The organism is Lysobacter sp. A421 (genome assembly GCF_054052145.1).
On record NZ_JBSVRL010000002.1, the window covers coordinates 628,164 to 643,885 of the forward strand.

General features: G+C 66.4%; 16 protein-coding genes. 7 read left to right on the top strand and 9 right to left on the bottom strand.

Features of this window, described 5'->3' with window-relative positions; translation table 11 throughout:
* The first annotated feature begins 121 nt into the window (after positions 1-121).
* Both ACW7G6_RS08275 and ACW7G6_RS08280 read left to right on the top strand, forming a co-directional pair.
* Entirely contained in the window at positions 122-808 is a 687-nt protein-coding gene (locus tag ACW7G6_RS08275; RefSeq protein ID WP_456978228.1) for a lectin, read from the top strand.
* Positions 809-1,099: 291 nt separating this feature from the next.
* On the top strand, positions 1,100-2,050 hold the full coding sequence (locus tag ACW7G6_RS08280; protein ID WP_456978817.1) for a calcium/sodium antiporter: 951 nt from the start codon (positions 1,100-1,102) through the stop codon (positions 2,048-2,050).
* A gap of 16 nt (positions 2,051-2,066) precedes the next feature.
* Here the strand turns inward: ACW7G6_RS08280 and ACW7G6_RS08285 are convergent, their stop codons facing one another.
* The 6 genes from ACW7G6_RS08285 to ACW7G6_RS08310 are packed head-to-tail and all read right to left on the bottom strand — an operon-like array spanning position 2,067 to position 7,980.
* Positions 2,067-2,453, bottom strand: a complete 387-nt coding sequence (locus ACW7G6_RS08285) for a Na+/H+ antiporter subunit G (RefSeq protein ID WP_456962474.1) — start codon at positions 2,451-2,453, stop codon at positions 2,067-2,069.
* Positions 2,450-2,692, bottom strand: a complete 243-nt coding sequence (locus tag ACW7G6_RS08290) for a K+/H+ antiporter subunit F (RefSeq protein ID WP_456978818.1) — start codon at positions 2,690-2,692, stop codon at positions 2,450-2,452. The genes ACW7G6_RS08285 and ACW7G6_RS08290 overlap by 4 nt, the downstream gene beginning before the upstream one ends.
* A gap of 53 nt (positions 2,693-2,745) precedes the next feature.
* Positions 2,746-3,237 (bottom strand): Na+/H+ antiporter subunit E, encoded by a 492-nt coding sequence (locus ACW7G6_RS08295; RefSeq protein ID WP_456978229.1) that lies wholly within the window; start codon positions 3,235-3,237, stop codon positions 2,746-2,748.
* Positions 3,234-4,787 carry a monovalent cation/H+ antiporter subunit D gene (locus ACW7G6_RS08300; RefSeq protein WP_456978230.1) on the bottom strand — a complete coding sequence of 518 codons (1,554 nt, stop codon included), beginning with the start codon at positions 4,785-4,787 and terminating at the stop codon, positions 3,234-3,236. The genes ACW7G6_RS08295 and ACW7G6_RS08300 overlap by 4 nt, the downstream gene beginning before the upstream one ends.
* Positions 4,784-5,152: a Na+/H+ antiporter subunit C gene (locus ACW7G6_RS08305; protein WP_456978819.1), complete on the bottom strand. Its 369-nt coding sequence runs from the start codon at positions 5,150-5,152 to the stop codon at positions 4,784-4,786. The genes ACW7G6_RS08300 and ACW7G6_RS08305 overlap by 4 nt, the downstream gene beginning before the upstream one ends.
* Positions 5,152-7,980, bottom strand: a complete 2,829-nt coding sequence (locus tag ACW7G6_RS08310; RefSeq protein ID WP_456998141.1) for a monovalent cation/H+ antiporter subunit A — start codon at positions 7,978-7,980, stop codon at positions 5,152-5,154. The genes ACW7G6_RS08305 and ACW7G6_RS08310 overlap by 1 nt, the downstream gene beginning before the upstream one ends.
* Positions 7,981-8,161: 181 nt before the next feature.
* On the opposite strand from ACW7G6_RS08310, the gene ACW7G6_RS08315 reads away from it, so the two are divergent.
* On the top strand, positions 8,162-9,019 hold the full coding sequence (locus ACW7G6_RS08315; RefSeq protein ID WP_456978231.1) for an NAD-dependent epimerase/dehydratase family protein: 858 nt from the start codon (positions 8,162-8,164) through the stop codon (positions 9,017-9,019).
* A gap of 42 nt (positions 9,020-9,061) precedes the next feature.
* On the opposite strand, the gene ACW7G6_RS08320 is transcribed toward ACW7G6_RS08315, so the two are convergent.
* The 3 genes from ACW7G6_RS08320 to ACW7G6_RS08330 form a co-directional block, all read right to left on the bottom strand.
* The gene (locus ACW7G6_RS08320; protein WP_456978232.1) at positions 9,062-9,949 is read right to left on the bottom strand and encodes a DMT family transporter; all 888 of its coding nucleotides are present in this window, start codon (positions 9,947-9,949) and stop codon (positions 9,062-9,064) included.
* Between the two features lie 132 nt (positions 9,950-10,081).
* Positions 10,082-10,558 (bottom strand): Mpo1 family 2-hydroxy fatty acid dioxygenase, encoded by a 477-nt coding sequence (locus tag ACW7G6_RS08325; protein WP_456978233.1) that lies wholly within the window; start codon positions 10,556-10,558, stop codon positions 10,082-10,084.
* Between the two features lie 19 nt (positions 10,559-10,577).
* A complete protein-coding gene (locus ACW7G6_RS08330) occupies positions 10,578-11,519 on the bottom strand; it encodes a phosphoribosylaminoimidazolesuccinocarboxamide synthase (protein WP_456978234.1) in 942 nt (313 codons plus the stop codon).
* A gap of 158 nt (positions 11,520-11,677) precedes the next feature.
* Here ACW7G6_RS08330 and ACW7G6_RS08335 point away from each other — a divergent pair, with 158 nt between their 5' ends.
* From ACW7G6_RS08335 to yegS, 4 genes are all read left to right on the top strand, one after another.
* On the top strand, positions 11,678-12,013 hold the full coding sequence (locus ACW7G6_RS08335; RefSeq protein ID WP_456978235.1) for a J domain-containing protein: 336 nt from the start codon (positions 11,678-11,680) through the stop codon (positions 12,011-12,013).
* Between the two features lie 52 nt (positions 12,014-12,065).
* Entirely contained in the window at positions 12,066-12,740 is a 675-nt protein-coding gene (gene rpe / locus ACW7G6_RS08340; protein WP_456978236.1) for a ribulose-phosphate 3-epimerase, read from the top strand.
* A 99-nt stretch (positions 12,741-12,839) separates the two neighbouring features.
* Positions 12,840-14,180 (top strand): NADP-specific glutamate dehydrogenase, encoded by a 1,341-nt coding sequence (gene gdhA, locus ACW7G6_RS08345; protein ID WP_456998002.1) that lies wholly within the window; start codon positions 12,840-12,842, stop codon positions 14,178-14,180.
* 324 nt (positions 14,181-14,504) lie between these two features.
* Positions 14,505-15,563, top strand: a complete 1,059-nt coding sequence (yegS, locus tag ACW7G6_RS08350; protein ID WP_456998003.1) for a lipid kinase YegS — start codon at positions 14,505-14,507, stop codon at positions 15,561-15,563.
* Positions 15,564-15,722 lie beyond the last annotated feature (159 nt).

Consider the following 15,722-nt stretch of genomic DNA (forward strand, 5'->3'; position numbering starts at 1 on the left):
ACGTCGAATACGGGCCGGATCGGCATTCGTCGCGATACACCGGCAAGCGCGCGCGCATCGCTTCGCGCCGCATTCACGCCGCCTCGGTAGCCTGCCTTCATCACTGGACGTGGAGTTGTTGATGAAGCCTGGCCTGCCAAAGTCGACCGTACTGTCGCTCGCCCTCGCATTTGCGGTCGCCTTGACCATGGCCGGCTGCAGCGCCGACCGCGATGATGATCCCGGTTTCGCGGACGCGACGACGTCGCCTGCCGACCAGACGGCGGTACTGGATCAGCCCGGCGAGGACATTCCGCCGGCGACCGCGCCGCCCGGCAGCGTGATGCCCGGTGAACTGCCCTCGGCGGCCGAGCCGGCGTCCGGCAAGGCGCGCTTCGACGGCTACGCCAATGTCGATTTCGGCATGGATGCCGAGCAGGTCAAGCAGCTGTGGGACGGCGAGCTGAACGGCAATGCGGCCGAGGGCGAGTCGTGTTTCCACCTCAACCCGGTCGGCCAGCCGAGCATTGCCTATTTCGCGCTGATGTTCGTGGATGGGCGGTTTGCGCGCTATTCGGTCGCCAACGACGAGATGGTGGCGCCCGGTGGAGGCCAGAGCGGAATGGACCGCGAGCAGATCGAAGAACGCTATTCCGGCGAGATCGAGCAGACCCCGCACAAGTATGTTCCGGGTGGCCACTATCTGCGGATCAAAAATCCCGAAGGTGGCGACGGCGTGCTGATATTCGAAACCGATGCCGATAGCACCGTCACCGAGTGGCGGGTCGGCGTCCCGCCTGCGGTCGACTACGTCGAGGGTTGCGCCTAGCGGGGCGTCCCGCTAGTTTTCTGACTCGTCATTCCCGTTTTTCTGACTCGTCATTCCCGCGTCCGACTGGACTTCCTACGGTCGTAGGCGGGAACCCATGGACGTTAACCCGCTGAATGCAAAGTCCATGGATCCCCGCCTGCGCGGGGATGACGGATGAAAGTTTTTTGCGGGGCGCCACACTAACGACGCTTAGCACCGGGGGCGTTTGACCGACCGCAGCAGCCCGGACGCTTCGGCAGGCGGACGTCAGGATAGAATCAGGAATCATTGACCACGGGGATCACCGGGATGCTGGAAACCGTCGGCTTGTTCGTAGCGGGACTGGTGCTGCTCGGTCTGGGCGGCGACTCGATCGTCAAGGGTGCTTCCGGACTGGCGCGCCATTGGGGGTTGTCGCCCTTCGTGGCCGGGTTGATGCTGGTGGCGTTCGGCACCTCGCTGCCGGAACTGGCGGTCAACCTGCAGGCGATCGCCAACGGCCAGCCCGGACTTGCGCTGGGCAACGCGGTGGGCAGCAACATCGTCAACTTCGGCCTGACCCTGGGCGCGGCCGCGTTGGCGGCACCGTTGCTGGTCCAGTGGCGGGCGCTGTCGCCGCTGTTGCTGTGCCTGATCATCGGCACACTGCTGACCATCGTGCTGGGCTGGGATGGCCGCCTGGGGCGGATCGATGGCCTGGTCCTGCTGGCCGCGTTCGTGGCCACGGTGGCGTTTGCGCTGGCGCGATCCCGAGGGGAATCGGCACAGTTGCGCGAGCGCATCGAGGCCTTCACCCGCACCGGTAGCGATCTTGGCCTGAACCTGCTTCGCTTCGGCATCGCCGCCGCGCTGCTGTACTTCGGCTCGCGCTGGGTGGTCGCCAGCGCGCCGGCAATCGGCGCCGAGCTGGGCATGCTGCCGCTGATGACGGGTTTGCTGCCGGTGGCGATCGGCACCGCGCTGCCCGAGGTCGCCGCGGCCGTGATGGCCGCGCGCCGGGGACAGGGCGACATGGTGGTCGGCCACGTGATCGGGTCCAGCCTGTTCAACCTGTTGCTGATCGTGGGCGGAATGGCGGCGTGGAGCACGTTGGCATTGCCGGGCTCGTTCGTGCGCTTCGAGTTGCCGGCGGCGCTGGTGCTGGCGCTGATGCTGTATCCGATGCTGCGTGGTGACCTGTCGATCAATCGCCGCGAAGGCGCGATCCTGCTGCTGGCATTCGTGGCCTGGCTTGCCTACGAGCTGTTGACGCTGGCCTGACCGGGTCGTCGGGCCGTCAGTGAGTGCCGTCAGGCTCACCGTCCGGACGCGGTGGCACGTGGGTGTCTTCGGGCTTGCCGGGCAGTTGCGGGCGCTCGTCCATGCGCAACGACAACGCCGCCTTGGCCATCAGCTGCGCGCTGATCGGCGCGGTGATCAACAGGAACACGCTGATCAACAGCTCGCGCGGCTGCGGGTCGGTCCCGGCGAACGCGTGGTAGCCCACCGACGCCGCCAGCAGGCAGGCGACGCCCAGGGTGCTGGCCTTGGTCGGGCCATGCAGGCGCTTGAAGAACTCCGACAGCTTGACCAGGCTGAAGGCGCCCATGACGGTAAAGAAGCTGCCAACCAGCAGCAACAGCACCAGCGCCAGCTCAAACACGACCTGCAATACCGCGCTCATTCGACGATGTCCCGGCGCAGCACGTACTTGCACAACACCACGGTACTGGTGAAGCCGAGCATGGCGATGATCAATGCCGCCTCGAAATACACCGGCGTGCCCAGGTAGATGCCAAACAGCACCAGCTCGGCGATCGCGGTGACATTGAGCGTATCCAGGGCGAGGATGCGATCCGGCACGGTCGGGCCACGCAACAGCCGCCACAATGCAAACAGCATCGCCAGCCCGATCATGCACATCGAGGCGACCACCGCCGCACCCAGCAGGCTGGTGCCAAAGACCTGGATACCGGTCACGGGAAGATCTCCATCAACGGGGTTTCATAACGACGCTTGATGTCGTTGACCAGTTCCTGGGCGTCCTTGAGGTTCAGCACATGGATCAGCAGGTATCTGCGGTCGTCCGACAGTGCGGCGGTGACGGTGCCGGGGGTCAGGGTGATGAAGCTGGTCAAAACCGAGATGCCGTGGATGTTGGCGATGTCCAGTGGCAACCAGACGAATCCGGGGGTGATCGTGCTCTCGCGGCCGAGTACCAGCCGGGCGACCTCGATGTTGGACATCAGTACGTCCCAGGCCAGGACTCCCAGCATCCTGGGTACCAGCCGCAGGCTTCCGATGCGTGCGAACTCACGATCCAGGCGCGCGGCGAACAACGGGATGAGCAGCCCCAGCAGGATCGCCAGAGAGAACTGGGCCGCGCTGATCTCCGAGACCATCACCAGCCAGAACGCAATGACGGTCAGGGTCAGCGACAGCGAGGGCAGCCAACGCTTCCTGTTCACGGGCTCCTCCGTAGTGGTGAAGTCCCGCGTAGCTGGTCGATGTAGTCGGTTGGCGACATCAACTGATGACCAGCAGCGCGGGTGTAATCAAGGATGGGAGCAGCGGCCAGGCTCATCGCAATACCGTAACCGAGCAGCAGGACGATCGCCGTGGTTTCCAGCCAACGGGTGCCCGGGATGCGCCGCGCCATGCCGGCGCTGCCATCAGCGGCCATCGGCGGATGCTCCTCCGTGCGCCAGAACACACGGCTGCCGGCGCGGGCAAGGCCGACGATCACCATCAAGCTGGTGACCAGGATGGCGGTCCAGGCCCAACCCACATCGGCGGCGGGTACTGCCTGCAGGAACGCCAGTTTGCCGATGAACCCGGACAGCGGCGGTATCCCGGCTACCGACATCGCCGCCACCAGGAACAGCATGCCGACCAGGCTGCGCGGTGGCGTCGGCGCGGGCAGTTCGGTGAAATCGCCGGCGTCGCCGCGGCCCTGACGGACCAGATCGGCGATCAGGAACAGTGCGGCCACCACGAACACGCTGTGGGCCAGGTAATACAACCCGGCGCCAATGGTGTCGGGCTGGCGCAGGCCGAACATGATCAACAACGTCGCTGCCGACAACAGGACCAGGTAGGCCGCCAGCATCCGCAGCCGGGAAGCCGCCATGACCCCCAGCGCTGACACCGCCAGCGTCGCCAGCGCGGCGGGCATCAGCCAGTCCCAACCATACCCGGCCAGGCCGCCGGCAGGATCGCCCAGCATCAACGAACCCATCCGCAGCACCGCGTAGATGCCGACCTTGGTCATCACCACGAACAAGGCCGCCACCGCCGCCGGCGCGCGGGTGTAGGTCTCGGGCAGCCACAGGTACAGCGGCAGCAGCGCGGCCTTGGCGCAGAACACCACCAGCAGCAGGCCGATGGTGGCCTTCAGCAGGGTCTGGTCGTGCGCCGGCACCTGGGCGATCTTGCCCGCCAACTCGGCCATGTTGAGCGTGCCCAGCAGGCCGTACAGCAACCCCAGGGCAATCAGGAACAGGGTCGAGGCGGCGACGTTGAAGGCGACGTAATGCAACCCGGCAGCCATCCGCACCCCGCGCCCGCCGCTGAGCAGCAGGCCATAGGACGCGATCAGCATGACCTCGAAAAACACGAACAGGTTGAAGATGTCGCCGGTGAGGAATGCGCCATTGAGGCCCATCAGCTGGAACTGGAACAGGGCGTGGAAATGCGGCGCCCGCCGGTCCCAGCCCGAGCAGGCGTGCAACAGGCAGGCAACCGCGAGCAGGCCGGTGACCAGCACCATCAGCGCCGACAGGCGGTCGACCATCAACGCGATGCCCAGCCGCGAGGGCCAGTCGCCCAGCAGATAGACAAGGATCTCGCCGTCGGCGGAGTGCGCCACCAGGGCGATTGCCACGGCCAGGGTCGCCAGCATCGACACCCACGACACCGAACGCTGCACGGTGGTGCCGACCCGCCGATGCTCGACGAACAGCGAGAGCGCCGCGCCCAACAGCGGGATCAGTACCGGCAGGATCGCCAGGTGGTTCATGGCGGGCCCTCGCGGCCGGTCGGCGGCTCGGGCTCACGACCATTGACGTGGTCGGTGTTGTTGTCGGCGCGGCTGCGCATCGCCAGCACGATGATTACCGCGGTCATCGCGAAGGCGATCACGATTGCGGTCAGCACCAGCGCCTGGGGCAACGGGTCGGTGTAATGCTCCAGCGTGGCGGCAACCCCGTCCCGGATCACCGGCGGAGCGCCAACCACCGGTCGGCCGCCGGAAAAGATCAGCAGGTTGGTCGCATACGACAGCAGGGTCAGGCCGAGGATCACGTCGAAACTGCGCGCGCGCAGGATCAGGTACACCGCGGCGGCCACGAGAATGCCAATTGCGCTGGCGATCGCCAATTCCATCATGCCACCTCCCCGGTGGCAGCCGAGCGGGTCGCCAGGTCGACCGTGCCACGACGGGAGAGCATCTTCTTGGACGGCTTCAGGGTGCCCATCATCGACAGGATCAGCATCGTGCTGCCGAATACCACCAGATAGACGCCGACATCGAATGCGCTCGCACTGGCCAGGCCGATCGTGCCCAGCCACGGCAGCACCAGGTCGTGATGGCCGCTGGTCAGGAACGGATACCCCAGTGCCATCGAGGCGGCGCCGCTGAGCGCGGCCACAAGCAAGCCAATACCGATGCAGCGGATGTAGTCAAACCCGAAGCGTGATTCCACCGAGTTGGCGCCCTGGATCACGTACTGCACCAGCACGGGCACCGCCAGGGTCAGGCCGGCGATGAAGCCGCCACCGGGTGCGTTGTGGCCGCGCAGGAACAGGAAGATCGATACCACCAGGGTCAGTGGGAACAATACCTGGGCCAGGTCGGCCGGGACCGGCAGCTTGACCGGCTCGCCCGGCATTATTTTCTCCGGTGCGATCCGCGCGCGCCGCAGCAGGGCATGCACGACCAGCCCGGCGATCGCGAACACGGTGATCTCGCCAAAGGTATCGAAGCCGCGGAAATCGACCAGGATCACGTTGACCACGTTGGCGCCGAACGCCTCGGGCAACGACCGCGCCAGCATCTCCCCGGCGATCGTGTCGGCTGGCCGGGTCATCATGGCCCAGGCCAGTGCGCCGACACCGCCGCCGGCCACCACCGCGATCAGTCCGTCCCGGCCGCGCCGCAGCCTGGAGCGCTCGGACGGCGAGTCCTTGGGCAGGTAGTGCAGGCCCAGCAGCATCAGCGACAGGGTGACCGTTTCGACCAGCAACTGGGTCAGCGCCAGGTCCGGCGCGGACAGCGCGACGAAGGTCAGGCTTACCGACAGGCCGACCCCGCTCATTGCGATCAACGCCAGCAGCCGGTGGCGGTACAGTGCCACGGCGGTCACCGCGCAGCCGACCATCAGCAACCACAACACCCAGGCCACCAGCGGCATCGACTGGGTGATCCGGTCGACGGGCAGCGGTTGCGGATCGCCCCACGCCGCCACGAACGGAGCCGCGCCGGCGGCAATCGACACCAGCACCAGCGCCAGCATGCTGCGTTGCACACTGTCGTTGGCCAGCATGTGGGTGAAACGCCGCGCCAGGTGGAACAAGGCGTCCACGTTGAAATGGAACAGCCGTCGGCCCAGGGAATTGCGCACGTTGGCGTGCAGGTCGATCAGCCGGCGCAGGCCGAAGTACAGCAGCACGCCGCCGACCACCCCGGCCAGGCTCATCGCCAGCGGCAGGTTGAGGCCGTGCCAGACCGCCAGGCTGTAGTCGGGCACCTGGTCGCCGAGCACGCCGTGGGCGGCCGCCGCCAGCAGCGGGCCGACCGTCCACTGCGGCGCGATGCCGACCGCCACGCAGGTCACGGCCAGGATCGCAACCGGCACCTGCATGAAGCGGGGCGGCTCGTGGATATCCCGGTCGACAGCACGTGGCCCGGCGCCGAAGAAGGTCTCATGCACGAAACGCAGGCTGTAGGCGACGCCGAACACCGCGAACGCGAGCGCGGCCAGGCTGACCGCCAGTCGGGTCGCATCCGGGCCCGGGAGCTCCAGCGCCTGGGCGAAGAACATCTCCTTGGACAGGAAGCCGTTGAGCAACGGGATCCCCGCCATTGCCAGGCTCGCCACGATCGCCAGCGCGCTGGTGTAGGGCAGGTAGCGACGCAGGTTGCCCAGCCGCCGCATGTCGCGGGTTCCGGTCTCGTGGTCGATGATCCCCGAGGCCATGAACAGCGAGGCCTTGAAAGTGGCGTGGTTGAGGATGTGGAACAGCCCGGCGACCACCGCGAAGGGCGTCGACAGCCCGAACAGCAAGGTGATCAGGCCGAGGTGGGAGATGGTCGAGTACGCCAGCAGGCCTTTCAGGTCGTTCTGGAAGATCGCGTTCCACGCGCCCACCAGCATCGTGATCGCGCCCACCGAGCTGACCACGTAGAAGAACAGGTCGGTGCCGGCCAGCACCGGATGCAGGCGCGCCAGCAGGAACACCCCGGCCTTCACCATCGTCGCCGAATGCAGGTAGGCCGACACCGGGGTCGGCGCGGCCATCGCATGCGGCAACCAGAACTGGAACGGGAACTGCGCGCTCTTGGTGAATACCCCGCCCAGCACCAATGCCAACACCCACGGATACAGCGCGTGGGCACGGATGGTATCGCCGGCCAGCAGCACCGCGTCCAGCTCGTAGCTGCCCACGATGTGGCCGATCATGATCACCCCGGCCAGCAATGCCAAGCCGCCGCCGGCGGTGATGGCCAGTGCCATCTTCGCGCCTTCGCGGGCGTCCTCGCGGTGGTTCCAGAAGCCGATCAACAAGAATGAAGTGATCGAGGTCAGCTCCCAGAACACCATCAGCAGCAACAGGTTGCCGGCGATCACCATGCCCAGCATCGAGCCCATGAACAGCAGCAGGAATGCGTAGAACCGGCGCGCCTTCTCCTGCGACCCCAGGTAGTAATGCGAATACATCACCACCAGCCCGCCGACCCCCAGCACCATCGCGGCGAACATCCACGCCAGGCCGTCCAGCCGCAACGACAGCGCCAGCCCCAGTTGCGGGATCCACGGCACGCTGAAGCGCACCACCTCGCCGGCCAACACCTGCGGCGCCATCGCGACCAACGCCAGCATGCCCAGCAGCGGCGGACCGCCAGCCAGCCACGCCGTGGTCCGCCGGCTTGCACCACGGGCCAATATCACCCAGGCGGCGAAAGCGAATGGCAGGGCTAGCACGAGTGGCAGCAATGTGACTCCAGTAGATGTGTATGCGGTCGCCGCGACTGCGACGCGATACGTGACCGCCGATTCTAACTGACATGCGCCAACTGATACGGCGCGATTTGCCGTCCGGATTCGCCGCGCTGGATGCCGAGCCAGTACCCGCGGTTATGCTGGTGCGCCACAAGCGGTGCAGGAAAAGTCCATGGATGAGGCACTGATATTTGGCGGCAGCGGCCAGATCGGCCGCGCGGTGCTGTCGTGCCTGCCGGCCGAAACCTGGCGGGTGCTCGCCGTCTCGCGCCATCCTCGCAGCGGCGAGGATGGCGTGCGCTGGTTGCTGGGTGAACTGGACGCTCCTCCGCCATTGCCTGCCCGGGTCGACGTGATTTTCAGCTGCGGGCCACTGGATGGGTTTGCCCGCTGGTATCGCAACACCGGGGTCCGGGCCAACCGGGTGATCGCGTTCGGCTCCACCAGCGTGGAGTCCAAGCAGGACTCGGTTGAGCCGGGCGAGCGGGACCTGGCCAACCGCCTGGCACAGGCCGAGCAACAGGTATTCGACATCGCTGCCGCGCGCGGGACCGCCGCCACGATATTGCGGCCGACGCTGGTCTACGGCGCCGGGCGCGATGCCAGCCTGACCCGGATTGCCTCACTGGGACAACGCTGGGGCCGGTTCCCACTTCCCCGCGGGGCCGATGGGCTGCGCCAGCCGGTGCACGTGGACGACCTGGCGGCCGCTGCCGTCGCCTGCCTGGATCAGCCCGCCAGTCATGGCCACGCCTATGCCTTGCCCGGCGGGGAAACCCTTCCCTATCGCGAGATGGTTGCGCGGGTGCTGGCGGCGTTGCAGCCTCCTGCGCGATTGCTGGAGTTGCCGGCGCCGGTGTTCACCCTGGCGCTGCGGCTGGCCCAGGCCGGTGGCCTGGGCAGTGGTCTGGGCGCCGCCGCAGTCGGCCGCATGCGGAGCGACCTGGTGTTCGATATCGAGCCGGCGCGACGTGACCTGGGGTACGCGCCGCGGCGGTTTCAACCGGTTGCGGCGATGTTCCAGCCATAACCGCAGCGACGGCGGGCCAGCCCGTCGCAGGGCGTCGATGCGCTAGATATCGCGCGCCTGCGGCATCGTCCGCGACTTCTTCAGCGCACGGATGGCGACCCCAAGCACGCCGCCGAGCACCATCGCTCCGCCGATGAAAAGCCGCGGGCCCGGCTGGTCACCGTAAAACGCGATACCCAGTCCCACGGCGATCACCGGCACCAGCAACATCCACGGCGTGACCTGGGCCACCGGATAACGCTGGACCAGCATGTAGTACAGGCCGTGGCCGAGCAGCGACGAGATGAAGGCCGCATAGGCCACGCCGACCCAGCCGACCCAGCTCACCGTTGCCAGCGACGCGATCCCGCCCGGCTCCAGCCAGACGCTGATCGCCAGCAACGGCACTACCGAAATGGCGGCCGTCCAACCTTGCATGCTGAAGGCATCCACGCCGCGCAAGCCCCGCATCAGGACCGTGCCGATGGCCAGGAACGCTGCCGCGAACAACATCAGCACCACCGCCTCCCACTGCTCCAGTACCGACGGATCCAGCCCGAGCACCAGCACGCCGCCGAAGCTGACCACGATGGCCAGCCCGGTGCGCCAGGCAAACCGCTCGCCCAGCACCACCCACGCCAGCAGCGCGGTCATCGGGATATAGCTCTGGACCACGATCGCCGGCGATGACAGGTCCCCGGCCAGTTTCAGCGCCAGGAAGCTGAGCCCGAAGTGCAACACGCCCACGCAGATGCAGATCGCGATCAGCCGTGTCCACTGGCCCGGCGGTGGCCGCTTGATCCAGAACACCAGCGGCAACCCCAGTGCAATGAAACGCAACGCGGTGTACAGGAACGGAGGGATCTCCTGCAGCGCAAAGGCGGAGGTCAGAAAGTTGCCCGCCCAGGCCACGCAGACCAGCAGGATCAAAACGATATCGCGCGGAGACATGCAAAGGTTTCCAGTTGGTCGGCCCGTGGGTGCGGGTCGGAGGGCAAAGCAGGAGTACGGTCAGCAGTTTGCCAACCGGAGATGACGGCCGTGGGCGCCCCGAAGGTGTAGCGACAGTGCCGCCCGGTTGTGTCAGTACGTCCAGCCCAGCTTGCGGTAGAGCTTGGACAGCACCCAGGCAGGGCCAATCAGCAGATAGGTCAAGTCGGTCAGGAAGCTGGGTTTGCGTCCCTCGTACTTATGGCCGATGAACTGGCCGATCCAGGCCACCACGAACACACCGACACCCGTCCACAACAGGGTCATGACCCCATAGGCATCGAAGATCCAGCGGCTGACAAACGCCATCAGCACGAACATCGCCAGCATCCCCAATCCAAGCGGTCGCGACTGGCGGTAATAGAACAGGGTTGCGGCGAATATGGCCATCCCGGCCCAGAAGCCGTCCCGGAACCAGCTGCCGGGCGCCGGGATGCACCACAACAGCGCGACCACGCTCCACGCAATGGCCGGCACGCAAACCACGTGGATCCACTGGTTGGTGGCGTTGCGGTGGTCGCCGGAATAATGGGCGAACCAGCGATCAATCGGGCGTTGCGTCGTAGCCATGGTGGGCCTGCCTGTCCAGTCAGTCGATGTTGATTCCCGCCAGCCTCTGCAAGGCGTCAGCGTAACGTGCCCGGGTGCGGTCAATTACCTCGGCCGGCAGCGAAGGGCCGGGCGCCGTCTTGTCCCAGTCCACGGTTTCCAGGTAATCGCGCACGATCTGCTTGTCGTAGCTGGGTGGGCTGGTGCCCGGCTGGTATTCGTCAGCCGGCCAGTAGCGCGACGAGTCCGGGGTCAGCATCTCGTCCATCACGTACAAATGACCATCCGCGTCGGTACCGAACTCGAACTTGGTATCGGCCAGCAGGATGCCGCGCTCGGCCGCGTAGTCGGCGGCAAACCGGTACAGCCGCAGCGTCGCGTCGCGTACCGCCTCGGCCAACTCGGCACCGCACAGGCGCACCGCCGTGTCGAAATCGATGTTCTCATCGTGCTCGCCGACCTTGGCCTTGGTCGACGGGGTGAAGATCGGCTCGGCCAGCTTGCCGGCTTGTGGCAAGCCATCGGGCAGGGCGATGCCGCTGATCCGGCCGGTACGCTGGTAGTCCTTCCAGCCGCTGCCGATCACGTAGCCGCGGGCGATGCACTCGATGGGCACCGGCTTCAGGCGTTTGGCCACCACCGCGCGCTTCTGGTAGATGCTGGCGTCGACGCCGGCCGGCAACACCGCCGCCACGTCGATGCCGGTCAGGTGGTTGCGCACGATGTGGGCGGTCTTGTCGAACCAGAAATTACTGATCTGGCACAGCATCTCGCCCTTGCCGGGGATCGGGTCGGGCAGCACGACGTCGAAGGCACTCAACCGGTCGGTGGCGACCATCAACAGGTAATCACCCGGTGGGGTGCCCGCCGGCAAACGTTCGGCCGGCAGGTCGAACACGTCGCGAACCTTGCCGCGGTGGCGCAATGGCAGGCCCGGAAGGTGGGATTCGGAAAGCGATCGTCGCAGCAGTGTCGTGGACAATTGGAGCCCCTCGGTGGTACGCGCAGCGTTGCAGAACCTGCCGCGGGGCACCGCTGGCTTTCGCGCACGGGGCGCGACAGGGTCGAGCAGTGTACGCCGGCTCGCGCATGCGTGCAGGTACACTGACCTGTCTGACCACAAGTACGCCCCGGGGCTTGATGAAACGTTGGTACGGAAAACTGCTGGGCGTCTTCGCCGGCGCCGCCCTGGTGCGGTTCAACCCCTTGCTGGGCGGACTGATCGGGCTTTTGATCGGGCACGCCTTTGATGTCGACTGGTTCCGGTTGCGGCGCGACGACCCCTACGCCGCGCTCGGACTGACGGCGCAGGCATCGGATGTGGAAATCGACCGCGCCTATCGCCGCCTGATCTCCCAGTACCATCCCGATCGTCTGCAGGGTGCTGCCAGCGAGTTGCGCCAGCAGGCCGAGCACAAGGCGCGCCAGATCAACGGCGCCTATGACCGCATCAAGACCCTGCGCAAGCGAAAATAGCCGGCGCAAGCCGCCAGCGCTTGTCGTCGAGCCCCGCCCATCGAGCCCCGCCATGCAACCGACCATCATTTCCCCGTCGATCCTTTCCGCCGATTTCGCACGCCTGGGCGAGGAGGTCGACAACGTCATCGCCGCCGGTGCCGACTGGGTCCATTTTGACGTGATGGACAACCACTACGTGCCCAACCTGACCATCGGGCCGATGGTCTGCCAGGCACTGCGCAAGCACGGCGTGACCGCGCCGATCGACGTCCATCTGATGGTCGAGCCGGTCGACCGCATCGTGCCGGACTTCGCCCAGGCCGGGGCGAGCATGATCAGCTTCCATCCCGAGGCCGTGCGCCACGTCCATCGCACCATCCAGTTGATCAAGTCGCATGGTTGCCAGGCCGGGGTGGTGTTGAACCCGGCGACCTCGCTGGACGTGCTGGACTGGGTGCTGGAGGACGTGGACATGGTGCTGCTGATGTCGGTCAACCCGGGGTTTGGCGGCCAGTCGTTCATCCCGTCCACGCTGGCCAAGCTGCGCCAGGTGCGCGCGAGGATCGATGCCAGCGGCCGGCCGATCCGGCTTGAAGTCGACGGCGGGGTCAAGCCCGACAACATCGCCGATATCGCCGCCGCCGGCGCCGACACGTTCGTGGCCGGCTCGGCGATCTTCAACGCCAGCGACTACGCCGAGGTAATCGGTCGGATGAAGGCCGCGGTAGCCGACGCACGTCGCTGAACAGAGCGCCACCTTCACCGCGTTCTTCTCGGAGCGCCGACGCTCACCACCCGCTTGGGTGCCGTCGCGCCCACTTCTTCAGTTTTTGAGGAGTACCGTTTGGATCAGCATCTGCTCGATATCCGCGAAGACGTTTTCCATCGCAACCAGGGTGAATCAGAATTCCACCAAGCCGTGACCGAGGTCTTCCAAAGCCTCAATGCCGTCATCGGCAAACACCCTGAATACGTCAACGCGGCCATCCTGGAGCGCATGTGCGAACCCGAGCGGCAGATCATCTTCCGGGTGCCGTGGACCGACGACGCCGGCAAGGTGCAGATCAACCGCGGTTTCCGCGTGGAATTCAACTCGGCGCTTGGCCCGTATAAGGGGGGTCTGCGATTCCACCCCTCGGTCTACCTGGGCACCGTGAAGTTCCTGGGCTTTGAACAGGTCTTCAAGAACGCGCTGACCGGCATGCCCATCGGCGGCGGCAAGGGCGGCTCCGACTTCGATCCGCGCGGCCGGTCCGAAGGGGAAGTCATGCGCTTCTGCCAATCGTTCATGACCGAGTTGTACCGCCACATCGGGGAGTACACCGATGTCCCCGCCGGCGACATCGGAGTCGGCGGTCGCGAGATCGGCTTCCTCTTCGGCCAGTACAAACGCATCACCAACCGCTACGAATCAGGCGTGCTCACTGGAAAGGGCATGGGTTGGGGCGGGTCACTGCTGCGCCCGGAAGCCACGGGCTACGGGACGGTGCTGTTCGTCCAGGAAATGCTCAAGACCCGTGGTGCCAGTCTGGACGGCCAGCGGGTGGTCGTCTCCGGGTCGGGCAACGTCGCCATCAACGCCATCGCCAAGGCGCAGAGCCTTGGGGCCACGGTCGTCGCCGCCTCCGATTCCGGCGGCTGTATCGTCGACGAGGCCGGCATCGACGTGGACCTGCTGCGCCAGATCAAGGAGGTCGAGCGCGGCCGGATCAGCGCCTACGCCGACCGGCGTGGCGGCAAGGCCACGTACGTCGAGGGCGGCTGCGTCTGGGCCGTCGACGCCACCGTGGCGCTGCCCTGCGCCACGCAGAATGAACTCGAGACCAAGGATGCCAAGCGCCTGGTCGAATCCGGCATCCTGGCGGTTGCCGAGGGCGCGAACATGCCGTGCACTGCCGGTGCCACGGCCCTCTTCCAGGAAGCCGGGGTGCTCTTCGGCCCGGGCAAGGCCGCCAACGCCGGGGGAGTGGCGACCTCGGCCCTGGAGATGCAGCAGAACGCCAGCCGCGACTCGTGGAGTTTCGGGCACACCGAACGCCGCCTCGAGGAGATCATGGTCGGCATCCACACCACCTGTGCCACGACGGCCGATGCCTATGGCAAACCCGGCAACTATGTGGCCGGCGCCAATATCGCCGCTTTCACGAGGGTCGCCGACGCCATGCTCGCGCTGGGGGTCATCTAGGCCGGCATCGGCCGCGCTAGCCGACGCACGTCGCTGAACAAACCGCCACCTTCACCACCGCATTGGTAGCGTGGTCTCCCGCAATATTTTTGGCCCGTCATTCTCGTCTGGCCCGTCATTCCCGCGAAGGCGGGAAGCGCTCCACCACAGCCCAAAGGGCTGGTCATCCATGGACGTTAAGCCGGTCGAATGCAAAGTCCATGGATCCCCGCCTTCGCGGGGATGACAGCTGTTCGCAGAGATGACAGTTGTTCGCGGGGATGACAGTTGTTCGCGGGGATGACAGGTGAACGTTTTTTTCAGGACAGCACACTAGCCCCCTCCATGAACGTACCCACGAACATTGAGTCGAAACCGGTCGAGTCCGGGCTGCGTTGGCGCCTGATCCTCAACGGCAAGTCCGCGGGCGATGAGGCGTTGCGCGCGGCAGTCATGACAATGCGCGAACGCGGCGTCGCGCTCAGTGTGCGGGTGACCTGGGAAAGCGGCGACGCCGAGCGTTACGTGGCCGAGGCCATTGCCGACGGCGTCGACACGATCGTGGCGGCTGGCGGCGATGGCACGCTCAGTGCAGTGGCAACCACGCTGGCACATCGCGACGAAGCCGCCGAAAACCTGCCCACTCTTGGGCTGGTGCCACTGGGAACCGCGAACGATTTCGCCACCGTGGCGCAGATCCCGGTCGAGGCCGAGGCCGCGCTGGAGCTGGTACGCGCCACCGCCGCGCAGGCGATCGACCTGCTCCGGGTCGACAGTAACGAGCAGACCCACTGGTGCGCCAACCTGGTCAGCGGCGGCTTCGGCACCCAGGTCACGGTGGAGACCGACGAGGGCTTGAAGAAGATCCTTGGTGGCCTGGCCTACGTGGTGACCGGCATCACCAAGCTCGGCCGGATCGAGGCGATTCCGGCCCGGATCCATGCAACCACCGTGGCGGGCGACGAGTTCAACTGGGAAGGCGGCTTCATTGCGCTGGGGGTCGGCAACGGTCGCCAGGCGGGCGGCGGACAGGCGCTATGTCCGGACGCGGTGATCGATGACAGCCTGCTCGACCTGACCATCGTGCCGGAGCTGGAAGGTGAGGTCGGCAGCACTGTGGCCGCGCTGTTGGCGGAAGGCAAGGAGGCCGCGCTGGACCGCATTGCGGTGCGCCGGCAATTGCCCTGGGTGCAGATCGAGACGTCCGCCCCGCTGACCCTGAACCTGGATGGCGAGCCGGTGGAATCGACCCGCTTCCGGATCCACTGCGTGCCCGGTCGCATCCGCATGCACCTGCCACCCGGCTGTCCGTTGCTGCGCCCGCCCGGGAACCCGCTGTCGTCGGCGACAGGTGAGGATGCGCCGGAGCCGACTGAGCTTGCGCCTGGCCTGCTTCCGGCGTGAGTGATGCCGGACGCGCCGGCGACTCGCCCGTCGCGTAGTTGCGACGAAGCAGCTAAAGTACGCCCATGAATTTCCGGGCAAACCCGATTTCCTGCAATGCCGACACCGGTTGGCGATGGTGGCGTGCCGCCATCGTCCCCGTCCCGTCGCATCTCCAGG

What these genes read in the sequence shown, in the direction of transcription:
- ACW7G6_RS08275 (WP_456978228.1), top strand. Translation starts at nt 122, where the DNA reads ATGAAGCCTGGCCTGCCAAAGTCGACCGTACTGTCGCTCGCCCTCGCA.
- ACW7G6_RS08280 (WP_456978817.1), top strand. Translation starts at nt 1,100, where the DNA reads ATGCTGGAAACCGTCGGCTTGTTCGTAGCGGGACTGGTGCTGCTCGGT.
- ACW7G6_RS08285 (WP_456962474.1), bottom strand. Translation starts at nt 2,453, where the DNA reads ATGAGCGCGGTATTGCAGGTCGTGTTTGAGCTGGCGCTGGTGCTGTTG.
- ACW7G6_RS08290 (WP_456978818.1), bottom strand. Translation starts at nt 2,692, where the DNA reads ATGTGCATGATCGGGCTGGCGATGCTGTTTGCATTGTGGCGGCTGTTG.
- ACW7G6_RS08300 (WP_456978230.1), bottom strand. Translation starts at nt 4,787, where the DNA reads ATGAACCACCTGGCGATCCTGCCGGTACTGATCCCGCTGTTGGGCGCG.
- ACW7G6_RS08305 (WP_456978819.1), bottom strand. Translation starts at nt 5,152, where the DNA reads ATGGAATTGGCGATCGCCAGCGCAATTGGCATTCTCGTGGCCGCCGCG.
- ACW7G6_RS08315 (WP_456978231.1), top strand. Translation starts at nt 8,162, where the DNA reads ATGGATGAGGCACTGATATTTGGCGGCAGCGGCCAGATCGGCCGCGCG.
- ACW7G6_RS08320 (WP_456978232.1), bottom strand. Translation starts at nt 9,949, where the DNA reads ATGTCTCCGCGCGATATCGTTTTGATCCTGCTGGTCTGCGTGGCCTGG.
- ACW7G6_RS08325 (WP_456978233.1), bottom strand. Translation starts at nt 10,558, where the DNA reads ATGGCTACGACGCAACGCCCGATTGATCGCTGGTTCGCCCATTATTCC.
- ACW7G6_RS08335 (WP_456978235.1), top strand. Translation starts at nt 11,678, where the DNA reads ATGAAACGTTGGTACGGAAAACTGCTGGGCGTCTTCGCCGGCGCCGCC.
- rpe (WP_456978236.1), top strand. Translation starts at nt 12,066, where the DNA reads ATGCAACCGACCATCATTTCCCCGTCGATCCTTTCCGCCGATTTCGCA.
- yegS (WP_456998003.1), top strand. Translation starts at nt 14,505, where the DNA reads ATGAACGTACCCACGAACATTGAGTCGAAACCGGTCGAGTCCGGGCTG.